The following is a 22,166-nucleotide window of genomic DNA, read 5'->3' as shown; positions in this document are numbered from 1 at the left end:
GCGTAAAGCGGACAAACGTTGTTGTACAGATTTCATGTGTTATGTCTCCTGTTGTTTCAGACGGCCTCTGTCATCAAAGCCGTCTGAAAACTTGTGCTGTCTATAATCAATCTATTTTTTCGGTGCGAACGACCAGCTCTTGACCGTGTAGTTCCGCAAAGGATCTTTGTCGGAATAGCCGATAACATCGGGTTTGACCATACGCACTTCAACCTGATGATACAGCGGAATCAGTGCAGCGTCTTCTTGAAGCTGCTTCTCCGCATCGGCATAGAGCTGGCTGCGCGCTTCCTTGCTGACGCCATCTTTCAGCGTATTGTTCATAAATGTGTCAAACGCCGCGCTTTTGTAGCGGAATGCATTGTTTGAGTTGTTGGATTTCAAGATATTGAGCATGCCCGCCGGATCGTTAAAATCAGAACACCAGCCGCTGAACGAAACCTTGAAATTGCCTTGCGCGCGCGTATCCAAATAAGTTTTCCATTCCTCGTTGGACAAAGTCGGACGGATAAACGGAATGGCGGCTTTCCACACCGACTGCACGGCAGTAATTTGTTTTTTGGACGCTTCGCTGGTGCTGTACAAAATATCGAACTCAAGCGGATGGTCATCGTTGTAGCCTGCTTCGTTCAACAGTTTGCGTGCGGTTTCGATGCGTTTTTCAGGCGTCCACTCTTTCCACTCCGGATAAACAGGAATCACGCCCTGCATTTGCGGCGGCGTCAATTGGAACGCAGGCGTATCGCCACGGCCGCCTACTTTGACGACGATGTCGCGGCGCGTCAGCATATTGAGCGCCTTGCGGACGCGCGGATCGTTAAACGGCGCCGCTTCGTGGTTTGGCTCCAAATACCAGCTGCACAAAGAAGTCGTACGTCTTACTTGTCCCGGAAACTCAATATCCGCCACTTTGACCTGATCGCTGGGAATACCATAAGTCACATCAATTTCATTGGCGCGATAACGGTTGTACTCGCCGCTGCCTGACAAGAAAACCGCCTTCGGAATGGCTACTTTGTCTTTATCGTAATAATTGGGATTGCGTTCCATATTAATGTGGCTGTTGACTTTCCAATCCTTTAACAGATAAGCGCCACTGGAAACATAATGACCGGGCTGCGTCCACTTATTGCCGTATTTTTCGACAGTGGCGCGGTGCACCGGAAACGTGAATTGCTGAATCAGCATATCGGGGAAATAAGGCACGGGCGCAATCAGCGTAAATTGCAGGGTCTTCGCGTCCAATGCCTTGACGCCCAATGTCTCAGGCTTGGCTTTACCGTTTAATATATCTTCCGCATTTTCCACTTGGGCATCGACCAAATAGCTGCCGAAAGGTGCGCCGGTAGCCGGATCGGCAAGACGGCGGAAACTATACACGAAATCTTCGGCAGTAATCGGATCGCCATTGCTCCATTTGGCATCACGCAGATGGAAGGTCCAAATACGCTCGCCCTCGCTCTCCCATTTTTCCGCCAAAGCAGGAATGGTTTTGCCTTCGGCGTCCGTACCGACCAAACCATCCATCAACTGACGGATAATCGCACCAGCCGCCATATCGCCGCTCATCTGAGGATCCAGCGTACCCGGCTCGACGCCGTTGCTGACCACTACGCGCTCATAATCGGTACGTTTAAACTCAGGGGCAGGCTTGACATCGCGGCTGCACGCCGACAACGCAAATACGGCAGCCAATGATGCAGCCAACAGCGGATAGGTTTTTCCGGCCATATTTCATTCCTTCTTTTGGGTATTCTTCTTTTTCAGACGGCCTGATTATTCAAACTACACCAGACTACATTTATTTAGAACTTTTCCAGTGCAGTTAAATCATCTATTTCAAGTCATAAAAATAGTGTTTTAAACCACATATTCCATCGAAATAATAATAGCCGTCTAAGATTGTTGGCAAATTAACACAAAAATACGTAACTGAAAACTATTTTTCAATTTATCCTACGATAAGTTACAAATGTATTGATTTTTTATGTTTTGTCAAATAAGATTATCCGAACTCTTTCGCCATAATCAAGAAAAAGACATAAAAAGGAGAATCAAATGAAGAAGTTATCTTACTTTATTGCCACTGCCCTCATAGGCTCTTCCCTAAGTGCCGCCCACGCCGAACCTAAAATGAGCGGCACCATCTACATCATGACCGAGGTCGAACACAACAATAAAACCGGTGTAACCAATACAACCATTTCCGATAAAAGTTCCAGTCTTTATCTCTCCGATGAAGTACGACTCAACAACGACTTATGGTTGAAATGGCAACTTGGCTCCTTTATTTACTTCGATTCCGACCGCTGGGGCGGCTGGGGTACTGCCGACTCATACGTCGCACTCAACAGCTACAAAAACCTTGGCACCGTCAAAATGGGTTACATCAGTACGCCCATGAACAGCATTTATCTGAACCCGTTCGACACCAACAGCCCGATTTTGGAGTTCGGCAAAATTTCCCGCTTCGGCCAACGCCGTGTTTCCATGGCTTATGAGTCACCTTGGAAAAACGGTTTCCAATTCAAATTCAACGTTTCCCCCGGTTCCAATGCCGCGCGCAACAACAATGACTGGAATCCGGACAAAAAACGTGACGGCGACTGGGTCTTCGGCTGGGGTGTAGACTACTACCACCCCAACAACGGCTTTAACGCGCACTACGCTGCCGAATACGCACCCAACGACTCCCCAACCGAAACCAAAGACTTCCAAGCCCATGCATTCATGGCCGGATACAGCAAAGACAAAATCTCCGTCGATGCCGCGTTCCAATACGCCAAAAACACTTGCGACGGCTTCAGCTGCTGGGGCGTATGGAAAGATGCGGCGGGCAACGTAGCCGGTTCTTACGACAAAGAAATCAACAACACCAAAGAATTTATGGTGTCCGGCTCATACAAAGTGGGCAATTTCAAACCTCAAATCGGCTTTGCCTACGGTAAAAGCTCTGTCGGCGAAGACTACAAACACGTCGCCGTCAGCACCGATTACAGCTTCTCCAAACGGACAACCGCCACACTCGGCGCCGGCTGGTTGAAAGAAAACGTCAATCCGAAATACGATGAAGATTTGCCGAAAAAATCTTCTTACGCCGTGGGCATGGTATTCAAACACCGCTATTAATGCCTGACAGATTAAAGGCCGTCTGAAACAATTTGTTCAGACGGCCTTTTCTACATCCTATAATTAAACTTGCAGCCCACCTTAAAAATCATTACATTGCCCACACTCAAGCAACAAAAACGTCATCATGAACGCCCACCACACCCTCATCATCTCCGTTTTTATCGTCGCCAGCTGCGGCCTCGCTTACGAGCTCATCATCGCCGCGCTCGCAAGCTATCTTTTGGGCGACAGTATTTTGCAGTTTTCCTCCGTCATCGGGCTTTATCTGTTTTCAATGGGTATCGGTGCCCACCTGACCCAATACATCAAAGATAAAGACGTGTTGCACCGCTTTATCGAAATCGAGCTTCTGGTCGGCATCATCGGCGGTATTTCTGCGCTGGCATTATTTGTGGCCTTCGGTTTATCCGCCGCCCCGTTCCGCACCCTGCTCTACGCTTTTGTACTGATTGTCGGCATGGTTGTCGGCATGGAAATCCCATTGGTCATGCGCGTGTTAAACCAAAAAGGTGCGGAATTTAAAGAACTCGTTTCCAAAGTCCTGACCTTCGACTACTTAGGCGCACTTGCCGTCTCGTTATTATTTCCGCTTCTGCTCGCCCCCAAACTCGGCATGGCGCGTTCCGCCTTATTGTTTGGCATCTTCAACGCCGCCGTCGCCTACCTGACCGCACGCGTGTTTAAAGCGGAATTACCCCGCTATCACTCCATCCGTACGCGTGCGTTTATTGTATTGACCGCGCTCATTACACTCTTCGTCTACGCCGACCGTATCTCTTTCAAAGCCGAACAAAGCTATTTTGGCGATCCCGTCGTCTATCAAAGCCACTCGCCCTACCAACGGCTGGTCGTGACACGCTGGAAAGACGACACCCGCCTCTACATCAACGGCAACCTGCAATTCTCCTCTCGCGATGAAGCCCGTTACCATGAAGCACTCGTTCTGCCTGCCATGCAGATGGTGCCGAATGCCGAACGCGTCCTGATTCTCGGCGGCGGCGACGGATTGGCGGCACGCGAAGTCTTGAAATATCCGCAAGTCAAAAATGTTACTTTGGTCGATCTCGACCCCGACATGACCGCCACTTTTAGAACCTCCGCCACCTTGAGCGCGCTCAATCAAGGTTCGCTGTCCCATCCCAAAATGCACCTCGTCAACGACGATGCCGCCAAATGGCTGGAAGGGTCGTCTGAAAAATTCGACGTTATCATCATCGACCTGCCCGACCCATCCAATTTCTCGCTGGGCAAACTCTACTCCGTCCCCATGTACCGACTCGTGGCCCGCCATCTTGAGCCGCAGGGCAAGATTGTTGTGCAATCGACTTCGCCTTATTTCGCCCCTAACGCCTACTGGTCGGTCGTTGCCACCCTCGAAGCGGCCAAGTTGAATACCGCGCCCTATCATGTCTACGTCCCTTCCTTTGGCGAATGGGGATTTGTGTTGGCAGGGCTTGACCAAAACTTCCCCATTCCGCAAAAATTCGACGTGCCCACCCGCTATCTCAATGCCCAGACTGTCGCCGAAATGTTCCGTTTTCCGCCCGATATGGCAAGGCGCAAGGTGGAAGCAAATTATTTGAACAACCAAATTCTCGTCAGTTATTTTGAAAGCGATTGGAACAATGTGATGCGATAGAATATCTAAAGGCCGTCTGAAACATCTGTCTTCTTTTTATCCCCGTTCAGACGGCCTCATTACCCGTTTACCCTTTTTCACACAGCATTTGCTTGAAAAAATAAGGTTTATCTTTATCTAGATAGAACACAATCGACACTATCCGTTGAATGAAGGAACAAACACTTATGCAGTATTTTGGAATCGGTTTTTTGGTTTTAATCTTTTTGGAAATCATGTCCATCGTCTGGGTTGCCGACTGGATAGGTGGCGGCTGGACGCTGTTTGTGATGGCCGTCAGCTTTATCAGCGGTATCTTTATGCTGCGCCATACCGGCATTTCCGGCCTTTTGCTCGCAGGCGCAGCCGTCCGCAGCGGCCAAAACATTTCCCTCTATCAGATGCTGTGGCCGATTCGCTATACTGCCGCCGCGGTTTTCCTGCTCAGCCCCGGTTTTATTTCAACCGCCGTTGCCCTGCTCTTGCTGATTCCGTTTAAAGGCAACGCGGCCGTTTCTTCTACGCAGTCTTTCCAAAGCCGTCAGACTTACAGCTCCGCCAAAGATGATGAAGACATTATCGAAGGCGAATATACGGTTACGCGCCCCAGCAAAGCCGACAAGCCGCAAGACTATATCGAACACAAACCCGATTGATGACTTCCTTCATAACAGGCCGTCTGAATTAGGAATACCTCAAAAGTGTTTCATATTTCAGACGGCCTTAGTCATCTCCAGGCTTTGAAAATGTAAATATCGGTTTGTAATTCGGTTATTCCGCATAAATCATTTAAAATAAGCAACTATTTTGATTCTAAAAACGACACGGTATCCAATGAACGTTCAACGTCTTTTCCCTCTCTCCCTCAGCTTGATTACCGCCGCTGTTTTATCGGCGTGCGCCACCCAAAACACACCGACTGCTTCGAAAACCGAAACCGTCGTTCAGCCTAAATCTACTTCTATTCCTTCACGCCGCGCCGACAGCGAATCCAAAGTTCTGTCCGATTACAGCCAATACCAAAGCGCCATCGATGCTGCCAAACGTGGCGACGATGCTTGGGTACAACAATTTTTATCCCAAGCCAGCGACAGCGCAATGGCTGAAAACGTCCGCAACGAATGGCTGAAAACCTTGGGCGCGCGCGGCCAATGGGATTTGTTCCGTCAAGAATTCAGCAAATTGAACGCTGCCGGCGTCGCACAAGAAGTGCAATGTTATGCTGATTTGAGCAGCGGCAATTACAGCAAAGCCGCCGAACTGGTTCGCGTGACCAGCAAACTGCCTGCCGGCTGTACCCGCTTGGTTGAAAGCGCGGCAGCTTCAGGCCGTCTGAACACCAACGACGCATGGCGTCGCGTGCGCGGCTTGTTGAGCAACAGCCAAACCACAGACGCACGCAACCTTGCCGCCGCATTGGGCAGCCCATTTGAAGGTGGCACGCAAGGTGCGACCGAATACAGCCTGTTGAGCGTGATCGGCAAAGATGCACGCAAATCCACTTCTGCCGCCGCTACCTTGTCCGGCATGGAATCCGGCCTCAGCCGCGAACAACGCAGCTTCGCATGGGGCGTACTGGGCCACTATCATGCACAAAGCCAAAACATGCCGACTGCTTTGAGCTACTACGGCCGCGTTTCCGACCGCAAGCAACTGACCGACGAACAATTAGAATGGTACGCACGCGCCGCTTTGCGCCTGCAACGTTGGGACGAATTGGCAAGCGTGATTCAGCATATGCCTGAAAAACTGCAAAAAGACCCGACATGGCAATATTGGCTGGGCCGTAGCTTTGCCGCACAAGGCAAAAGCGGCCAAGCCAAAGAAATGTACGAAAAAGCCGCTGCTTCCGGCCGCAATTTCTACGCCGTGATGGCAGGTGAAGAATTGGGCCGCCGCATCAATACGCGCAACAACGTTTCCGATGCCGATGCCAGAGACGTCCGCCGCATGAGTGAAGACGGTGCCATCAAACGCGCATTGGTTCTGTTTAAAAACAGCCAAAGCAACGGCGATTCCAAAATGCGCCGTCAGGCGCAGGTAGAATGGCGTTTTGCCACCCGCGACTTCAACGAAGACAATCTGCTGACTGCCGCACAAGTCGCTTTTGACAACCAGTTCTACGACATGGCAATCAACAGCGCCGACCGTACCGACCACAAACTCAACTACAAACTGCGCTACCTCTCTCCATTTAAAGACCTGACCGTCCGCTATGCCGCACAGGCAGGCGTTGACCCGGCATGGGTTTACGGTTTGATTCGCCAAGAGAGTCGCTTTGTCATGGGCGCGCAATCCAGCGTCGGCGCACAAGGCTTGATGCAGGTCATGCCTGCGACCGCCCGCGAAATCGCCGGCAAAATCGGCATGAGCAGCAGCGAACTCTACACCATGGACGGCAACATCCGCATGGGTACTTGGTACATGGCAGATGCCAAACGCCGCCTGCAAAATAACGAAGTGATGGCCACCGCAGGCTACAACGCCGGCCCTGGCCGCGCCCGCAACTGGCAGGCTTCTACTCCTTTGGAAGGTGCTATTTACGCCGAGACCATCCCATTCACCGAAACCCGCGACTACGTGAAAAAAGTCATGACCAACGCGACTTATTACGCGTCATTGTTCAACGAACCGCAAACTTCGTTGAAACAACGTATGGGTACGGTTCCCGGCCGTTATTAATACCCGATAGGCCGTCTGAAAAGTGAGACAGAATCAAACGTTCAGACGGCCTGCAACCTTGACAGACTATCGGGTTTATAAGATAATCGCCCGATTGTTTCTGACCGAAAAGGTCACTTGCACGGCAAAAGCCGACTTGTTAGGAGGTGATGTTTACATCACGGCGCGTATCCCGCCCTGCCCTAGGCAAACCAGCGATACAACAACTACCCCATTATGACAAACCGTCCTCTATTTCTTAAAACGGTTTGATTGAACAAAATTTAAAGGAAATAAAATGCCTGCTATTCGTGTTAAAGAGAATGAACCATTTGAAGTTGCCATGCGTCGTTTCAAACGTGCCGTAGAAAAAACCGGTCTGTTGACCGAACTGCGCGCCCGTGAAGCGTACGAAAAACCAACTACCGAACGCAAACGCAAAAAAGCTGCTGCAGCCAAACGTCTGCAAAAACGCCTGCGCAGCCAACAACTGCCTCCTAAAATGTACTAATTACAGGCCTGCCCTGTGATAAACGACACACCGCAAGGGCAGCTTTGCGGTGTGTTTTGTTTTTCAGACAGCACCTTTTTATTGATATAAAGTGAGAACATTATGAGCCTAAAAACACAATTAACCGAAGACATGAAAACCGCCATGCGTGCCAAAGACCAAGTGTCTTTAAGCACCATCCGCCTGATTAATGCCGCCATCAAACAATTTGAAGTAGATGAGCGCACCGAAGCCGATGACGCAAAAGTCATCTCTATCCTGACCAAAATGGTAAAACAGCGCAAAGACAGCGCCAAAATCTACACCGAAGCCGGCCGTCAAGATTTGGCTGACAAAGAAAACGCGGAAATCGAAATCCTCAATCGCTACCTGCCGCAAATGATGTCCACAGAAGAAATCAAGACTGTCGTTGATGCAGCCATTGCAGAAACCGGTGCATCAGGCATGGCAGATATGGGTAAAGTCATGGGTGTATTGAAAACCCGTCTGGCCGGCAAAGCTGACATGGGTGAAGTCAATAAGGTTTTGAAAGCCGCATTGACTGCTTAATCATCAATAATCAAAAAGGCCGTCTGAAATATTATTTTCAGACGGCCTTTCTTATTGTGCCAATCAAGCAGCAGTTACTTTGCTCTCATGACGCAACAAGGTAATCAAATCGCTGATACGTTTTTTCATGGAACGGCGATCGACGATTTGGTCGATTGCCCCCTTTTCCAACAAGAATTCTGCACGTTGGAAACCTTCCGGCAAGGTTTCACGTACAGTCTGCTCGATAACGCGCGGACCGGCAAAACCAATCAGCGCATTCGGTTCTGCCAAAACCACATCACCCAAGAAGGCAAAGCTGGCAGACACGCCGCCCATGGTCGGGTTAGTCAATACGGAAATAAACGGCAGACGTTTTTCAGTCAGCAAATGCAAAGCCGCGCTGGTCTTCGTCATCTGCATCAAAGAGTTAATCCCTTCCTGCATACGCGCACCACCGGAAGCCGCCACGCAAATAAACGAACAATTATCTGCAACGGCACGACGTACACCCTGAACGAAACGCTCACCCACGACCGAACCCATAGAGCCGCCGATAAAACGGAATTCAAACGCAGCCACAACGACAGGCAGGCCGTTCATGGTGCCTTTCATAACAACCAATGCATCGTCTTCGCCGGTTGCTTTACGCGCAGCCGCGAGGCGGTCAGGATATTTTTTGCTGTCTTTGAATTTCAGCGGGTCGGTCGGTTTAATATTGGCTGCAATCTCTTCACGGCCTTCTTCATCCAAAAGTAGATTCAAACGTTCGCGCGCAGAAAGCGGATTGTGGTGATTACATTTCGGGCAGACTTCGCTGTTTTGCTTCAACTCGGTTGAATAAACCGTTGCCGAACAAGACGGACATTTGTGCCACAGGCCTTCAGGGACGCTGGACGAACTGCTTCGGTTTTTAATTTTCGGAGGAAGAATTTTATCTAGCCAGCTCATGAATGACTCCTTGGAATTCAGAATTCAGACGGCCTGTTGAATGTAAGGCCGTCTGAAATAATAGAATAAAAAATATTAGCGAATCGCGTCTTTCAACTCTTTAACCAACACGCCTACCGCTTCGGCCTCGCTACCTGCGTGGCTTTCAATCTCTTTGACGATACGGCTGCCGACAATAACGGCATCCGCTACCGCACCAATTTTACGCGCATTCTCCGCATTATTGATGCCGAAGCCGACACCAATCGGAATATCGATGTATTTGCGCAAAAGCTCTATTTTACGCGAAACTTCTTCAGTATCCAAACTTGCCGCACCGGTCACTCCTTTGAGCGATACATAATACACAAAACCGCCGGCCACTTTGGCAATCGTTTGAATACGCTCTTCAGTTGTTGTTGGCGCAATAAGGAAAATGCAATCAATACCTTGCACTTTCAACGACTCATGCAAAGGAGCAATGGTTTCTACCGGAGAATCCACGGTCAACACGCCATCTACGCCTGCCTCGGCAGCCGCTTGCGCAAACGCCTGATAGCCCATTTTATGTACTGGGTTCAAATAGCCCATCAGGACAACTGGTGTTTTATCATTGGTTTGGCGGAACAAGCGTACTGTTTCCAATACGTCGCATAAGGAAACATGATTTGCCAACGCCCTTTCAGCCGCACGTTGAATAGTCGGGCCATCCGCCATAGGGTCAGAAAACGGCACACCCAGTTCCAAAATATCAGCACCATTAGCCACCAGGCTATGCATCAATGCCAAGGTTGTCTCAAGGCTGGGATCACCCACCGTAATATAAGGAATCAGTGCTTTTGCGCCATTGAGCGCTGAGAAAGTTTGTTGGATTCTGCTCATTTTCTGCTATCCATTTCATCGATTTGAATGTTGTCCGGCAGCCTATTTATTCTGCCGTTACATTTGTTTTAAAAACCTCAGTCTGCCATGAAAAGGCGGTATCTATCCGCATTATCCAATGACTATTTCTTCCCAATCGGCAAACAAGAGGCTAAGTATAACATTTACGGCTATTTCATAGAATCATTTGCAATCAAGATTCTGATATTTTGAAAGCAATATAAAACAATAAAGGCCGTCTGAAAATCATTCAAACAGCCTTTATTAGAATCAATTGTGCAAATCTTTGTATGCCTTCGCACTTTTGATCAGAATTTCCCTATCGATTATAGCTCGACATGGTGATTTTGTTGTTCAGAACCAAGATGACGCTCCAAATCAGACAAAATCTGCATCAGACCATGACGAACTTCTTCCGCATTGGCGGCAGGATTGCCGTTTGCATCCAAAGCGCCACGGCTGAATGTATCGATGTACGGTTCAAACGTATCTTTCAGTTTCAACAACTTAACTACATCTGAGCGCGTATATCTATCGCCACCGTATCCAATCACAACATTATTTTCATGTTGCCATTGGGCAAACTGAGCCGGACTGATTTGCACCAATTGGCACATCTCATCCAACGTAAAATAACGCTTGGCAGGAATAACCGGATTATTGTTGTTTGTCATAGTAATGCTCCACCATGCCTTTGAGTTTTTGGCTGGCATGGAAAGTTACCACACGGCGTGCGGTAATCGGCACTTCTTCGCCTGTTTTAGGGTTACGGCCTGGGCGTTGAGGTTTGTCGCGCAATTGGAAATTGCCGAAACCGGAAATTTTAATTTCTTCACCACGCGCCAAAGTGCTGCGGATTTCTTCAAAAAAGAGCTCGACGATTTCTTTGGCATCATTCTTGGTGACGTTGCTGACTTTGTCGACCAAAATATCAGCCAATTCTGCTTTAGTTAGTGTCATGTGTTTACCTTCATTCAAACTGGTGCAATTATTACCAAAATTCTTTTAAAAATCAAGTCCTCACCAAAAAATCAAATATTATTGGTGATTTTTGGCGACAACTTTTATCTTATTTTAAGCGCGAAGCTGTGCATCTTTTTCGGCTGCCGCTTTAATCATTTTCGCAACCAAAGGCTCGATGACTTCATCTGTCAGCGTGTTTTCCATATCTTGCAAAATGATTTTGACGGCAACGCTCTTCATACCTTCAGGCACGCCCGTACCGCGGTAAACGTCAAACACGCTGATTTCTTGAACCAGCTTGTTTGCTGCCGCTTTCAGGGCATTTAACAAATCATCATGCGTCACAGCCTCAGGCATTACAAATGCCAAATCTCGGCGCGCAGGTTGGAATTTGGATACAGACTGATAACGGGTTTTCTCACGACCCAATACCGCATCCATATCGATTTCAAATACCAGCGGCGCTTGTGGCAAGTCATATTTTTGCAGCCATTTCGGATGCAACTCGCCAACAAAACCAACTACTTTGCCGTCTGAAACAATATTGGCGGCACGTCCAGGATGCAATGCCGGATGTTTGGTCTTAACAAAGGATACTTCCTTGTTTTTCAAAAGACTCTCAACATCGGCTTTCATATCGTAGAAATCTACGTTGCGTGTTTTCTCACCCCATTGCTCAGGCAGCACAGAGCCATACCACAAACCGCCGATACGTTCGTTTTGAACAAATTGATCAGCCGAATCTTTGCTGAACACACGGGCAATTTCAAATACGCGTACACGGTTTTGCTTACGGTTCAAATTGTTTTGCAAAACTTCCACCAAACCGCCGATAAGCGTAGAACGCATGACTGCATACTGCGCCGCCAACGGATTTTGCAGGCGGATAGGATTGGTATTGGCAGCAAAGTCTTGCTCCCATTGCTCATCCACAAATGCATAGCTGACCACTTCGCGGTAACCGCGAGCCGCCATTTCGTTATAAACCGCAAAACGCGGACGTTTGGTTTCAGGCAAAGCCAACATTTTCAGACGGCCTGAAGTATAGTCGTCAGGAATATTTTCATAACCGTAAACACGACCGATTTCTTCAATCAAATCGGCTTCGATTTCGATGTCGAAACGGAAGCTAGGAGAAGTGACACGGAAGCCTTCTGCAGTTTTCTCAGGCTGCAAACCCAAGTGTTGCAAGATAATTTCGACTTGCTCGGCAGGGATTTCAACGCCCAATACCGTTTTCAGACGGCCTAAACGCAATTCGACCTGTTTTGCCTCGGGCAATTTTCCTTGTGCCTCAACCATTTCACCGGCTGCACCACCGCAAATCTGCAACACCAATTCGGTAGCACGCTCAATGGCATCAGCTTGCAAGCGGTAATCCACACCGCGTTCAAAACGGAAAGAAGAATCCGAACCAAAACCGTATTGACGGGATTTACCGGCAATAATCTCCGGAGCAAACCAAGCAGCTTCCAACACAATATTTTGTGTCTCATCAGAAACTGCGCTTGCCTCGCCGCCCATCAAGCCGGCCAAGCTCAACGCACCTTTTTCATCAGCGACCACCAGTGTATTGTCAGCCAAAGTAACCGTCTTCTCATTCAGACACGCCAAAGTCTCGCCATTTTGAGCACGGCGGACAATCAAACTGCCTGACAGCTTGTCAGCATCGAAAACATGCATAGGCTGACCGATTTCCAGCATCACATAGTTGCCGATGTCCACCAATGCGGAAATGCTGCGGATACCGCTGCGTTCCAAACGTTGTTTCATCCAATCAGGAGTAGCCGCTTTCGCATTGACATTTTCAATAACGCGGCTGATAAAACGGCCGCAGTCGGCCGGCGCATCAATACGGACAGCCTGTTTTTTCTCGCTACCGATAGAGGCCGTCTGAATTTCAACAGGCGTAAACGCACATTGAGTCAACGCAGAAACCTCACGCGCAATGCCCTTAACGCTCAAGCAATCAGCGCGGTTAGGCGTAATTTTCAACGTAAACAGCGTATCATCCAAATCCAAGTATTCGCGGATATTGGTACCGACAGGCGCATCTTCGGGCAGAATGTGCAGACCGTCTACACCATCATCAGGCAAACCCAGTTCATTGGTCGAGCACAGCATACCGTTTGATGGTACGCCGCGCATTTTAGTCGGCTTAATTTTGAAATTGCCCGGCAAAACGGCACCCGGCAACGAACACGGCACTTTAATGCCCGGCTTGACATTCGGCGCACCACAAACAATCTGAACCAACTCGCCCGTACCGGCATCAACTTGGGTAATGTTCAAACGGTCTGCATCAGGATGTTTCTCAACGGATTTTACTTCAGCAACAACCACACCACTGAAAGCAGGGGCAGCAGTATCGATTTCTTCCACTTCCAAACCGGCCATGGTCAAAAGATGTTCCAGTTTATCGGCAGAAAGATCAGGATTGGCTTGGGTTCTCAGCCATGAATAAGGAAATTGCATATTATTTTCTCTACTATCAAGCCGTCTGAAACAAATTTTTATCAGACGAAATCAGTAATATCTATTCACTTTTTCAGACGGCCTATCAAAAGACCATCTGAAATTTATTTAAACTGCTTCAAGAAGTTCAAATCGTTATCGAAGAACAAGCGCAGGTCATTGACGTTGTAGCGCAACATGGCAAAGCGGTCGAGACCGATACCGAAAGCGAAACCGGTATATTTCTCAGGGTCGATATTGACGTTTTTCAAAACGTTAGGATGTACCATACCGCAGCCGCCTACTTCCAACCATTTGCCGTTTTCGCCCATGATGTCGATTTCGGCAGAAGGCTCGGTAAATGGGAAGAAAGACGGACGGAAACGCACTTGCAGGTCATCGCGTTCAAAGAAGCGACGGATAAAGTCAGTAAACACTGCTTTCAAATCGGCAAAAGTGACACCCTCTTCCACCCACAAACCTTCGGCCTGATGGAACATAGGCGAGTGAGTGGCATCACTGTCCACACGGTAAACGCGACCGGGAGCAATAATGCGGATAGGCGGCTCTTTTTTGTCGAGCATATAGCGGATTTGAATAGGCGAAGTGTGTGTACGCAAAACGTCGCCGTTTTCAACATAGAAGGTATCTTGCATCGCACGCGCAGGGTGATTTGCAGGAATATTCAAGGCTTGGAAATTGTGGAAATCGTCTTCGATTTCAGGGCCGTCCGCCACTTCGAAACCCATACCGTGAAACAGCTCAACCACACATTGCAAAGTCAAAGTCACTGGATGCAAACCGCCATACTCTTGTGCACGACCCGGCAAAGTAATATCCAAGGCTTCAGCAGCCAATTGAGCTTGCAGCTTGGCTTCATTCAGGGCATCGCGTTTGGCATTAAAGGCCGTCTGAAACTGATTTTTGCATTCGTTGATGTGCGCGCCTATGGTTTTACGCTCTTCAGGAGACATTTGACCCAAAGTTTTTAAAAGTCCGGTCAATTCGCCGGTTTTACCAAGATAGCGTGCTTTAATTTGTTCTAAGGCATTGAAGTCTTGCGCGGCTTCAATAGCGGCAATACCTTCTGCAACGATACGGTTTACATTTTCCATAGTAGTTTATCGTCTATTTGTTGATGGCAGGCCGTCTGAAACAACAAAGCCGTCTGTTGGGTTTGATTGCAAACCTGTTCAGACGGCCTTTTGTATTAGTGCGGCCAATCCGTTTGATAAGAGGGGCCTATTTTATCGCAAATTAGTATAAAAAAATAGAGTTTAAAGAAAGAAAATCAACTACATAGAGTTTCTTTTGGAAAAGAAAAAAGGAAGCATAAGCTTCCTTTTTAAATAATCTTATCGAATTAAGCAGCCAAAGCAGCTTTAGCTTTTTCAACCAATTGTGCAAATGCAGCTTTGTCGAATACAGCCAAATCAGCCAATACTTTGCGGTCAATTTCGATAGCAGCGCGTTTCAGGCCGTTCATGAATTTGCTGTAAGACAGACCATTTTCACGGGCACCTGCGTTGATACGAACAATCCACAGTTGACGGAATTGACGTTTGCGTTGGCGACGGTCGCGGTATGCGTATTGACCGGCTTTCATTACCGCTTGTTTGGCAACACGGTAAACGTTTTTACGACGACCGCGGTAGCCTTTGGCTAACGCGAAGACTTTTTGGTGACGAGCACGAGCGGTAACACCGCGTTTTACGCGTGGCATATTCTAAACTCCTTAAGCGTAGGGCAACATTTTAGCAACAGAAGCCAAATCGCGTGAATCCACCATAGCGGTGCCGCGCAATTGACGTTTAGTTTTAGTGGTTTTTTTGGTCAGGATGTGACTTTTGAACGCATGACCGCGTTTTACACCACCGTTACCCAGTACTTTAAAGCGTTTTTTCGCGCTAGACTTGGTTTTCATTTTAGGCATTGGAAAACTCCATTCGTTATTAGATAAGGTATAAGGGGTTTTGAAATAAATTTCAAACACTTGGATCCCAAAATACCACGGTTTTTGCCGCTAATTAAACCTTATTCCGAGCGGCAATCGAAATAAGCCTTGCATTATAGCTTTATTTTTTCTTAGGCGCAATCATCATCACCATTTGGCGGCCTTCCATTTTAGGGAAGGACTCGATTTGTGCCACTTCAGCCAACTCTTCTTTTACGCGTTCAAGCAGTTGGGCACCCAATTGTTGGTGTGCCATCTCACGACCGCGGAAACGCAATGTCACTTTGACTTTGTCACCATCGGCAAGGAAACGGTTGATGTTGCGCATCTTGATTTGATAGTCGCCTTCATCAGTACCCGGACGGAATTTAATTTCCTTGATTTGTACCTGCTTTTGGTTTTTCTTGGCTTCGTCGCGCTTCTTGGCTTGTTGATATTTATATTTACCGTAATCCATCAGTTTGCATACGGGTGGTTTGGCAGTCGGGGAAATTTCTACCAAATCGACATCTTGCTCTTCGGCCATAGCCAGAGCTTCACGAACTGAAACGACACCAAGCTGATCGCCTGACTCACTGATTAATCGCACTTCTTTGGCGGTAATTTCACCATTGATTCGTGCTTCGCGTTCTTGAGCGATGATGAATACTCCTATAAAAATTAATGATTGACGAGGGCGTCAGTGATTTCTTGCTGCAATTGTGCAATAAAATCATCTACATTCAAAGAACCCAAGTCTTCTGCTTTGCGGCGTACCGCAACTTTGTTTTCTTGTTTCTCTTTATCACCGACAACGATTTGATAAGGGAAACGGTATTGGCTGTTGTCGCGGATTTTGTAACCGATTTTTTCGTTACGCAAATCCAATTCAACACGGAAGCCTGCTGCCTGCAATTTGGCGGCCACTTCGCGACAATAATCTGCTTGGTTCTCGGTGATATTCATAATCACCATTTGAACCGGCGCAAGCCACAATGGGAATGAGCCTGCATGGTTTTCAATCAGAATACCGATGAAGCGCTCCAAAGAGCCCAAAATAGCACGGTGCAACATTACAGGACGCGCACGATCGTTGTTTTCTGTTACATATTCGGCATTCAAACGCTCCGGCAACACAAAGTCCAACTGCAGGGTACCGCACTGCCAAGAGCGACCCAAGGCATCTTTAACATGGTACTCAATCTTAGGACCATAGAATGCGCCTTCGCCAGGCAATTCTTCCCACTCTACGCCGCAAGCGGTCAATGCATCACGCAGACCTTGTTCGGCTTTATCCCAAACTTCGTCAGAACCTGCACGTTGTTCAGGGCGAAGGGACAGCTTCACAGCAATATCATGGAAGCCAAATTGTTTATAAATGCGAACCAGCAATTCATTGAATGCGCGTGCTTCATCAACGATTTGATCCTCGGTACAGAAGATATGCGCATCATCTTGCACAAAACCGCGAACACGCATCAGACCATGCAATGCACCGCTTGGTTCATTGCGGTGGCAAGAACCGAACTCGGCCAAACGCATCGGTAAATCGCGATATGAGCGCAAGCCGTTATTAAAAATTTGTACATGACCCGGACAGTTCATCGGTTTAACCGCGTATTCGCGTTTTTCTGAACTGGTCACGAACATATTATCTTTATAGTTTTCCCAGTGGCCGGATTTTTCCCAGAAGGTTTTATCCATAATTTGAGGCGTTTTCACCTCTTTATAACCGGCAGCATTCAGCTCTTTACGCATATGCTGCTCAATCACTTGCCACAAAGCCCAGCCTTTAGGATGCCAGAACACCATACCCGGCGCTTCATCTTGCAGGTGGAACAAATCCAATTGTTTACCCAGCTTACGGTGGTCGCGTTTTTCTGCTTCCTCGATGCGTTGGATATAGGCTTTCAATTCGTCTTTACTTGCCCAAGCCGTACCGTAAATACGTTGCAACATTTCATTATTGCTGTCGCCGCGCCAGTATGCGCCTGCCAGCTTGGTCAGCTTGAAGTTTTTCAAGAAACGGGTATTGGGAACGTGAGGACCGCGGCACATATCGACGTATTCTTGATGATGATACATACCCATTGCTTCCACTTCAGGCATATCTTCAATCAGACGCAATTTGTACTCTTCGCCGCGATCTTGGAAAATTTTGACGGTTTCTGCACGGGGCGTCATCACTTTAATAACGTCATAGTCTTGTGCAATCAACTCTTTCATGCGCGCTTCGATAGCGGCCACATCATCAGGCGTAAATGGTTTTTCAGTTGCGATATCATAATAGAACCCGTCTTCAATCACCGGGCCGATAACCATTTTGGCATCAGGGTAGAGCTGCTTGACCGCATGACCGACCAAGTGCGCGCAGGAGTGGCGGATAATTTCCACGCCTTCTTTGTCTTTAGGCGTAATGATTTGAACATGGGCATCTTCGGTAATCGGATCGCAAGCATCCACCAATTTACCGTTAACCTTGCCCGCTACCGTTGCCTTTGCCAGACCTGCACCGATAGACGCTGCAATTTGCGCCACGGTAACGGGTGATTCATATTGGCGGACCGAACCGTCCGGCAAGGTAATGTTCAACATCAGAAAGCTCCAAAACATTAAAAAATAACGGCATAAAGCCGTTATGGAAATTTGGTAGGCACAATTGGACTCGAACCAACGACCCCCACCATGTCAAGGTGGTGCTCTAACCAACTGAGCTATGTGCCTTCATCTAAGTCGCTTATTGTAACGAAGCGTGTTCCCTTTTGCAAGCATCTGTAAATACTTTTCAGACGGCCTGAATATTTTTGTTTGATTTATACCTCATTTTTTATTTCCTCCGTCATTCAGGCCGTCTGAAGCATTGTCTTAACAAAGATAAAATCCGGCCGTCAACCAACGAAAAATCCTTTATAATCTGCCCTTTCATTTCGCACACACGCGAACGTCCAATCTATTATTACTATGCTCAAATTTACCTTACACAAAAAAGACGGTCATGCCCGACGCGGCACTTTGGAACTGAACCACGGCAAAATCGAAACGCCGGTATTTATGCCTGTCGGCACATATGGTTCGGTCAAAGCGATGAACCCGCAAAACCTGCATGACATCAAAGCACAAATCATCTTAGGCAACACTTACCATCTGTGGCTGCGCCCAGGCTTGGAAGTCATCGAACAATTCGGCGGCCTGCACGAATTTATCGGTTGGAATAAGCCGATTTTGACCGACTCGGGCGGTTTTCAAGTATTTTCGTTGTCCGACATGCGCAAGCTGACCGAAGAAGGCTGTACATTCCAAAGCCCGATCAACGGCGACAAACTTTTCCTCTCGCCCGAAGTGTCGATGAAAATCCAAACCGTATTGAATTCCGACATCGTGATGCAGTTGGACGAATGCACCCCTGGAGAAGCAACGCACAGCCAAGCGCAAAAATCGTTGCAAATGAGCCTGCGCTGGGCGGAACGAAGCAAAAAGGCTTTTGAAGACCTGAAAAACCCAAATGCGCTGTTTGGCATTGTACAAGGCGCGATGTATGAAGATTTGCGCGAAGAGTCGCTGAAAGGCTTGGAAGAGCTCGACTTCCCCGGCTTGGCCATCGGCGGTTTGTCCGTTGGCGAACCCAAGCCCGAAATGTACCGTATGTTGCGCGCCGTCGGCCCTATCCTGCCGGAACACAAGCCACATTATTTGATGGGCGTCGGCACGCCTGAAGACTTAGTGTACGGCGTGGCACACGGCGTGGATATGTTCGACTGCGTTATGCCCACCCGCAATGCGCGTAACGGCTGGCTGTTTACCCGTTTTGGCGATTTGAAAATCAAAAACGCCAAACACAAACTCGACAAGCGTCCGATTGACGAAAGCTGCACCTGCTACGCCTGTCAGAATTTCAGCCGCTCCTACCTTCATCATCTGCACCGTGTCGGCGAAATCTTGGGCGCACAGCTCAACACCATCCACAATCTGCACTTCTACCAAGTCATCATGGCAGAAATGCGCGAAGCCATCGAGCAAGGTAAATTTGCCGATTGGCAGGCGCAATTCCATGAAAACCGCGCCCGCGGTGTGGATTAATCCTTTTAAAGGCCGTCTGAAATCAGGTTTGGATTCAAACTGCTTTTCAGACGGCCTCAATATTCTTAATTAATAAAGCACAATCATGTCCCGTTTCCATACCGAACCGCCCTTAGCCTACACCGCACAAAACCGCACCGCCGTCCTGCTGCTCAACCTCGGCACGCCTGATGCGCCCACTGCTGCCGCAGTCAAGCCTTACTTGAAAGAATTTCTGTCTGATCAACGCGTTGTCGAACTGCCCAAGCTCCTATGGCAACCGATATTGCGCGGCTTGGTATTGACTTTTCGTCCAAAAAAAAGCGCGCATGCCTATGAAAAAGTTTGGTTTAAAGAAGGTTCGCCGCTTAAGGTTTACACACGCCGCCAAGCAGAAGCCCTGGCCAAACATTTGCCCGATGTCATCGTCCGTCATGCCATGACTTACGGCAACCCAAGCGTTGCCGATGTTTTGGCGGAACTCAAAGCCCAAGGCGTGGGCAAATTGCTGGTCATTCCGCTCTATCCGCAATATGCCGGTTCTTCTACCGGCGCGGCTTTGGATAAAGTATTTCAAGAGTTATTGCTGCAACGCAACCAAATGAGCGTCCGCACTGTCTCCCGTTATTACGACGATGCCGCCTATATTCAAGCCATGAAGCAGCATATTGAAGCCTATTGGGCCCAAAACGGACGCGGCGAAAAACTGATGTTGAGTTTCCACGGCATTCCGCAAAAGCATCACGACGACGGCGACCCCTATCCTGACGAGTGCCACCATACTGCCAAGCTGCTGGCGCAGGCATTGGGCTTGTCCGAACAAGAATACATCGTTTCTTTCCAAAGCCAGTTTGGCAAATCCCAATGGGTCAAGCCCAGCACGCAAGCCCTGTTTGATCATCTGCCGAAACAAGGCACGACCAAACTTGATGTATTCTGCCCCGGCTTCCTGGCCGACTGCCTCGAAACCATGGAAGAAATCGCCATTATGGGACGCGAACAATTCCACGCCGCAGGCGGCAAAGAATACCGTTACATCCCCTGCCTCAACGATTCCGCCGACTGGATTGCCGCACTTGCACAATTAAGTCGGGCCAATCTGCAAGGCTGGATTTGACCTAAACCAAAGGCCGTCTGAAAAATCCACTTTCAGACGGCCTTTAGCGTTATCATCAAGCTATTAAAACGCAAACCAAGCGTGTGGCCATCAAAAATACCACTCAAAAAGGAACACATCATGACTGCACTCCGCCCTATCCTGCTCCTTCTGACCGCACTCAGCATCCCAACCGCTTTTGCCGCTGATGCCGCGCTGATGAGCAAAGGACAAAAGATTTACGAAACCAACTGCGCCGCCTGCCACGGCAAAAAAGGCGAAGGCCGTGGTGCCATGTTCCCGCCTTTATTCCAGTCCGACTATATCAACAAAAAACCGCAAGTGCTGTTGCAAAGCATGACCAAAGGCATCAACGGCCCGATTAAAGTAAACGGCAAACCCTACAACGGCTTCATGCCTTCTACTGCCATCAATGATGCCGATGTCGCCGCTGTTGCCACTTACATCATGAACGCCTTCAATAATGGCGGCGGTACGATTACTGAAGCAGATGTCAAAAAATCTCACGGGAAAAAATAAAACGTCTCTCCCCTAAAGGCCGTCTGAACACTTCAGACGGCCTTTTCGATATGGAACACATTCTTGTTTCCATATTTATGGTTACGCAACATCAACAAACATACGCAAAAAACCGTCAAATCAAAAAAAGCATATGCGTTTTGTGTTAAAGTAAACATTATTTAGCGGCTGTTTTGCGTCTAGGCCGTCTGAAAGGTTTTATGTTATGAACTTTTTCCGCAAGACTGTTTTATTTCTAGTCGTCCTCTCCATATTTGCCGCCTGCGGCTCCTTTATTTCCCAATACGTTTTGGGCATGAACCCGTGCGTATTGTGCATCCTGCAACGCTTGTGCGTATTGGCTGTCGGGCTGTTGGCCATTGTTACGGCATTTAGTTCTCAATCTTCCAAATTTGCCCGCTCGCTCTCGGCATTGTTGATTGCCGCTCCGGCTATTTACGGCGCCGGTGTCGCCGCCTATCAAATTTGGCTGCAAAGCCTGCCGCCCGGCACCGCCCCTTCTTGTGGCGCACCCTGGACTTTCCGCCTGCGCGACTGGCCTTTGTTCGATTGGTTTGAACCCATCGTCCGCGGCTTTGGCAACTGCGCCGAGCCGGACTATCTATTCGGCGTCGCCCTGCCAATATGGAGTATTTTGTATTTCGGCTTTGTGGTATTACTGCTGCTTTGGGCTTGGTTGAAAACCAGAAAAATCTGATTGGTTTCGATATAAAAAGGCCGTCTGAAATTTCAGACGGCCTTTTGTTCTTTAAACTGTTTAGTCCAGATTCAACACGGCAGAAGTGTAAACGTCTTGTACGTCGTCCAAATCTTCCAATGCGTCAATCAGTTTTTGCATCTTAACCGCATCTTCGCCGCTCAA

At 48.3% G+C, this 22,166-nt stretch carries 22 protein-coding genes and 1 tRNA gene; 10 read left to right on the top strand and 13 right to left on the bottom strand.

The window, feature by feature from the left end:
- Positions 1 to 111 precede the first annotated feature (111 nt).
- Positions 112 to 1,731 (bottom strand): ABC transporter substrate-binding protein, encoded by a 1,620-nt coding sequence (locus ACTHSP_RS08070; RefSeq protein WP_070646423.1) that lies wholly within the window; start codon positions 1,729 to 1,731, stop codon positions 112 to 114.
- A gap of 327 nt (positions 1,732 to 2,058) precedes the next feature.
- Here ACTHSP_RS08070 and ACTHSP_RS08065 point away from each other — a divergent pair, with 327 nt between their 5' ends.
- The 6 genes from ACTHSP_RS08065 to ACTHSP_RS08040 all read left to right on the top strand — a co-directional run bounded on the left by ACTHSP_RS08065 (position 2,059) and on the right by ACTHSP_RS08040 (position 8,471).
- Positions 2,059 to 3,129 (top strand): porin, encoded by a 1,071-nt coding sequence (locus ACTHSP_RS08065; RefSeq protein WP_063068243.1) that lies wholly within the window; start codon positions 2,059 to 2,061, stop codon positions 3,127 to 3,129.
- A gap of 124 nt (positions 3,130 to 3,253) precedes the next feature.
- The gene (locus tag ACTHSP_RS08060; protein WP_314511696.1) at positions 3,254 to 4,771 is read left to right on the top strand and encodes a polyamine aminopropyltransferase; all 1,518 of its coding nucleotides are present in this window, start codon (positions 3,254 to 3,256) and stop codon (positions 4,769 to 4,771) included.
- Between the two features lie 167 nt (positions 4,772 to 4,938).
- Positions 4,939 to 5,406 carry an FxsA family protein gene (locus ACTHSP_RS08055; protein ID WP_314511661.1) on the top strand — a complete coding sequence of 156 codons (468 nt, stop codon included), beginning with the start codon at positions 4,939 to 4,941 and terminating at the stop codon, positions 5,404 to 5,406.
- A 178-nt stretch (positions 5,407 to 5,584) separates the two neighbouring features.
- Positions 5,585 to 7,432, top strand: coding sequence for a lytic transglycosylase domain-containing protein (locus ACTHSP_RS08050; protein ID WP_314511659.1), 1,848 nt, complete (start codon positions 5,585 to 5,587; stop codon positions 7,430 to 7,432).
- Between the two features lie 277 nt (positions 7,433 to 7,709).
- Complete coding sequence (gene rpsU / locus ACTHSP_RS08045; RefSeq protein ID WP_003680926.1) at positions 7,710 to 7,922, top strand: 30S ribosomal protein S21; 213 nt, start codon at positions 7,710 to 7,712, stop codon at positions 7,920 to 7,922.
- A gap of 102 nt (positions 7,923 to 8,024) precedes the next feature.
- On the top strand, positions 8,025 to 8,471 hold the full coding sequence (locus ACTHSP_RS08040) for a GatB/YqeY domain-containing protein (protein ID WP_314511658.1): 447 nt from the start codon (positions 8,025 to 8,027) through the stop codon (positions 8,469 to 8,471).
- Positions 8,472 to 8,534: 63 nt separating this feature from the next.
- Here ACTHSP_RS08040 and accD read toward each other — a convergent pair whose 3' ends face one another.
- The 11 genes from accD to ACTHSP_RS07985 all read right to left on the bottom strand — a co-directional run bounded on the left by accD (position 8,535) and on the right by ACTHSP_RS07985 (position 18,336).
- Complete coding sequence (gene accD, locus ACTHSP_RS08035; RefSeq protein WP_314511655.1) at positions 8,535 to 9,401, bottom strand: acetyl-CoA carboxylase, carboxyltransferase subunit beta; 867 nt, start codon at positions 9,399 to 9,401, stop codon at positions 8,535 to 8,537.
- A gap of 75 nt (positions 9,402 to 9,476) precedes the next feature.
- Positions 9,477 to 10,262 carry a tryptophan synthase subunit alpha gene (gene trpA / locus ACTHSP_RS08030; RefSeq protein WP_314511653.1) on the bottom strand — a complete coding sequence of 262 codons (786 nt, stop codon included), beginning with the start codon at positions 10,260 to 10,262 and terminating at the stop codon, positions 9,477 to 9,479.
- A 326-nt stretch (positions 10,263 to 10,588) separates the two neighbouring features.
- Positions 10,589 to 10,936: a hypothetical protein gene (locus ACTHSP_RS08025; protein ID WP_063076401.1), complete on the bottom strand. Its 348-nt coding sequence runs from the start codon at positions 10,934 to 10,936 to the stop codon at positions 10,589 to 10,591.
- Positions 10,920 to 11,222 carry an integration host factor subunit alpha gene (locus ACTHSP_RS08020; protein WP_003680933.1) on the bottom strand — a complete coding sequence of 101 codons (303 nt, stop codon included), beginning with the start codon at positions 11,220 to 11,222 and terminating at the stop codon, positions 10,920 to 10,922. Before ACTHSP_RS08020 ends, ACTHSP_RS08025 begins: the two co-directional genes overlap by 17 nt.
- Positions 11,223 to 11,336: 114 nt before the next feature.
- Entirely contained in the window at positions 11,337 to 13,700 is a 2,364-nt protein-coding gene (gene pheT, locus ACTHSP_RS08015) for a phenylalanine--tRNA ligase subunit beta (RefSeq protein WP_314511651.1), read from the bottom strand.
- A 104-nt stretch (positions 13,701 to 13,804) separates the two neighbouring features.
- On the bottom strand, positions 13,805 to 14,794 hold the full coding sequence (gene pheS / locus ACTHSP_RS08010) for a phenylalanine--tRNA ligase subunit alpha (protein ID WP_314511649.1): 990 nt from the start codon (positions 14,792 to 14,794) through the stop codon (positions 13,805 to 13,807).
- 248 nt (positions 14,795 to 15,042) lie between these two features.
- On the bottom strand, positions 15,043 to 15,402 hold the full coding sequence (rplT, locus tag ACTHSP_RS08005; protein WP_003675502.1) for a 50S ribosomal protein L20: 360 nt from the start codon (positions 15,400 to 15,402) through the stop codon (positions 15,043 to 15,045).
- A 12-nt stretch (positions 15,403 to 15,414) separates the two neighbouring features.
- On the bottom strand, positions 15,415 to 15,612 hold the full coding sequence (gene rpmI / locus ACTHSP_RS08000; protein ID WP_003675505.1) for a 50S ribosomal protein L35: 198 nt from the start codon (positions 15,610 to 15,612) through the stop codon (positions 15,415 to 15,417).
- Between the two features lie 142 nt (positions 15,613 to 15,754).
- Positions 15,755 to 16,276, bottom strand: coding sequence for a translation initiation factor IF-3 (gene infC, locus ACTHSP_RS07995; RefSeq protein ID WP_079453677.1), 522 nt, complete (start codon positions 16,274 to 16,276; stop codon positions 15,755 to 15,757).
- A 17-nt stretch (positions 16,277 to 16,293) separates the two neighbouring features.
- Positions 16,294 to 18,207 carry a threonine--tRNA ligase gene (gene thrS, locus ACTHSP_RS07990; protein WP_314511647.1) on the bottom strand — a complete coding sequence of 638 codons (1,914 nt, stop codon included), beginning with the start codon at positions 18,205 to 18,207 and terminating at the stop codon, positions 16,294 to 16,296.
- Positions 18,208 to 18,259: 52 nt separating this feature from the next.
- Positions 18,260 to 18,336: transfer RNA gene (locus tag ACTHSP_RS07985), tRNA-Val, on the bottom strand.
- Between the two features lie 237 nt (positions 18,337 to 18,573).
- On the opposite strand from ACTHSP_RS07985, the gene tgt reads away from it, so the two are divergent.
- The 4 genes from tgt (at position 18,574) to ACTHSP_RS07965 (ending at position 22,001) form a co-directional block, all read left to right on the top strand.
- Complete coding sequence (gene tgt / locus ACTHSP_RS07980; protein WP_107723515.1) at positions 18,574 to 19,689, top strand: tRNA guanosine(34) transglycosylase Tgt; 1,116 nt, start codon at positions 18,574 to 18,576, stop codon at positions 19,687 to 19,689.
- Positions 19,690 to 19,774: 85 nt separating this feature from the next.
- Positions 19,775 to 20,785, top strand: coding sequence for a ferrochelatase (gene hemH / locus ACTHSP_RS07975; protein ID WP_440345928.1), 1,011 nt, complete (start codon positions 19,775 to 19,777; stop codon positions 20,783 to 20,785).
- 120 nt (positions 20,786 to 20,905) lie between these two features.
- Complete coding sequence (locus ACTHSP_RS07970) at positions 20,906 to 21,304, top strand: c-type cytochrome (protein ID WP_440345927.1); 399 nt, start codon at positions 20,906 to 20,908, stop codon at positions 21,302 to 21,304.
- 205 nt (positions 21,305 to 21,509) lie between these two features.
- Positions 21,510 to 22,001, top strand: coding sequence for a disulfide bond formation protein B (locus ACTHSP_RS07965; RefSeq protein WP_440345926.1), 492 nt, complete (start codon positions 21,510 to 21,512; stop codon positions 21,999 to 22,001).
- A 60-nt stretch (positions 22,002 to 22,061) separates the two neighbouring features.
- On the opposite strand, the gene ACTHSP_RS07960 is transcribed toward ACTHSP_RS07965, so the two are convergent.
- Positions 22,062 to 22,166: YebC/PmpR family DNA-binding transcriptional regulator (locus ACTHSP_RS07960; RefSeq protein ID WP_440345929.1), on the bottom strand; the 105-nt coding region annotated here is incomplete at its 5' end.

It is taken from the genome of Neisseria sp. P0001.S005, assembly GCF_051963715.1.
The sequence above is the reverse complement of the archived record's forward strand: the minus strand, read 5'-3'. Positions and strand labels throughout refer to the sequence as shown.

Excerpts from the sequence above, each read along its gene's own strand:
- ACTHSP_RS08070 (WP_070646423.1), bottom strand. The coding sequence starts at position 1,731 with ATGGCCGGAAAAACCTATCCGCTGTTGGCTGCATCATTGGCTGCCGTA.
- ACTHSP_RS08065 (WP_063068243.1), top strand. The coding sequence starts at position 2,059 with ATGAAGAAGTTATCTTACTTTATTGCCACTGCCCTCATAGGCTCTTCC.
- ACTHSP_RS08055 (WP_314511661.1), top strand. The coding sequence starts at position 4,939 with ATGCAGTATTTTGGAATCGGTTTTTTGGTTTTAATCTTTTTGGAAATC.
- ACTHSP_RS08050 (WP_314511659.1), top strand. The coding sequence starts at position 5,585 with ATGAACGTTCAACGTCTTTTCCCTCTCTCCCTCAGCTTGATTACCGCC.
- rpsU (WP_003680926.1), top strand. The coding sequence starts at position 7,710 with ATGCCTGCTATTCGTGTTAAAGAGAATGAACCATTTGAAGTTGCCATG.
- ACTHSP_RS08040 (WP_314511658.1), top strand. The coding sequence starts at position 8,025 with ATGAGCCTAAAAACACAATTAACCGAAGACATGAAAACCGCCATGCGT.
- accD (WP_314511655.1), bottom strand. The coding sequence starts at position 9,401 with ATGAGCTGGCTAGATAAAATTCTTCCTCCGAAAATTAAAAACCGAAGC.
- trpA (WP_314511653.1), bottom strand. The coding sequence starts at position 10,262 with ATGAGCAGAATCCAACAAACTTTCTCAGCGCTCAATGGCGCAAAAGCA.
- ACTHSP_RS08025 (WP_063076401.1), bottom strand. The coding sequence starts at position 10,936 with ATGACAAACAACAATAATCCGGTTATTCCTGCCAAGCGTTATTTTACG.
- ACTHSP_RS08020 (WP_003680933.1), bottom strand. The coding sequence starts at position 11,222 with ATGACACTAACTAAAGCAGAATTGGCTGATATTTTGGTCGACAAAGTC.
- pheT (WP_314511651.1), bottom strand. The coding sequence starts at position 13,700 with ATGCAATTTCCTTATTCATGGCTGAGAACCCAAGCCAATCCTGATCTT.
- pheS (WP_314511649.1), bottom strand. The coding sequence starts at position 14,794 with ATGGAAAATGTAAACCGTATCGTTGCAGAAGGTATTGCCGCTATTGAA.
- rplT (WP_003675502.1), bottom strand. The coding sequence starts at position 15,402 with ATGCCACGCGTAAAACGCGGTGTTACCGCTCGTGCTCGTCACCAAAAA.
- rpmI (WP_003675505.1), bottom strand. The coding sequence starts at position 15,612 with ATGCCTAAAATGAAAACCAAGTCTAGCGCGAAAAAACGCTTTAAAGTA.
- thrS (WP_314511647.1), bottom strand. The coding sequence starts at position 18,207 with ATGTTGAACATTACCTTGCCGGACGGTTCGGTCCGCCAATATGAATCA.
- tgt (WP_107723515.1), top strand. The coding sequence starts at position 18,574 with ATGCTCAAATTTACCTTACACAAAAAAGACGGTCATGCCCGACGCGGC.
- hemH (WP_440345928.1), top strand. The coding sequence starts at position 19,775 with ATGTCCCGTTTCCATACCGAACCGCCCTTAGCCTACACCGCACAAAAC.
- ACTHSP_RS07970 (WP_440345927.1), top strand. The coding sequence starts at position 20,906 with ATGACTGCACTCCGCCCTATCCTGCTCCTTCTGACCGCACTCAGCATC.
- ACTHSP_RS07965 (WP_440345926.1), top strand. The coding sequence starts at position 21,510 with ATGAACTTTTTCCGCAAGACTGTTTTATTTCTAGTCGTCCTCTCCATA.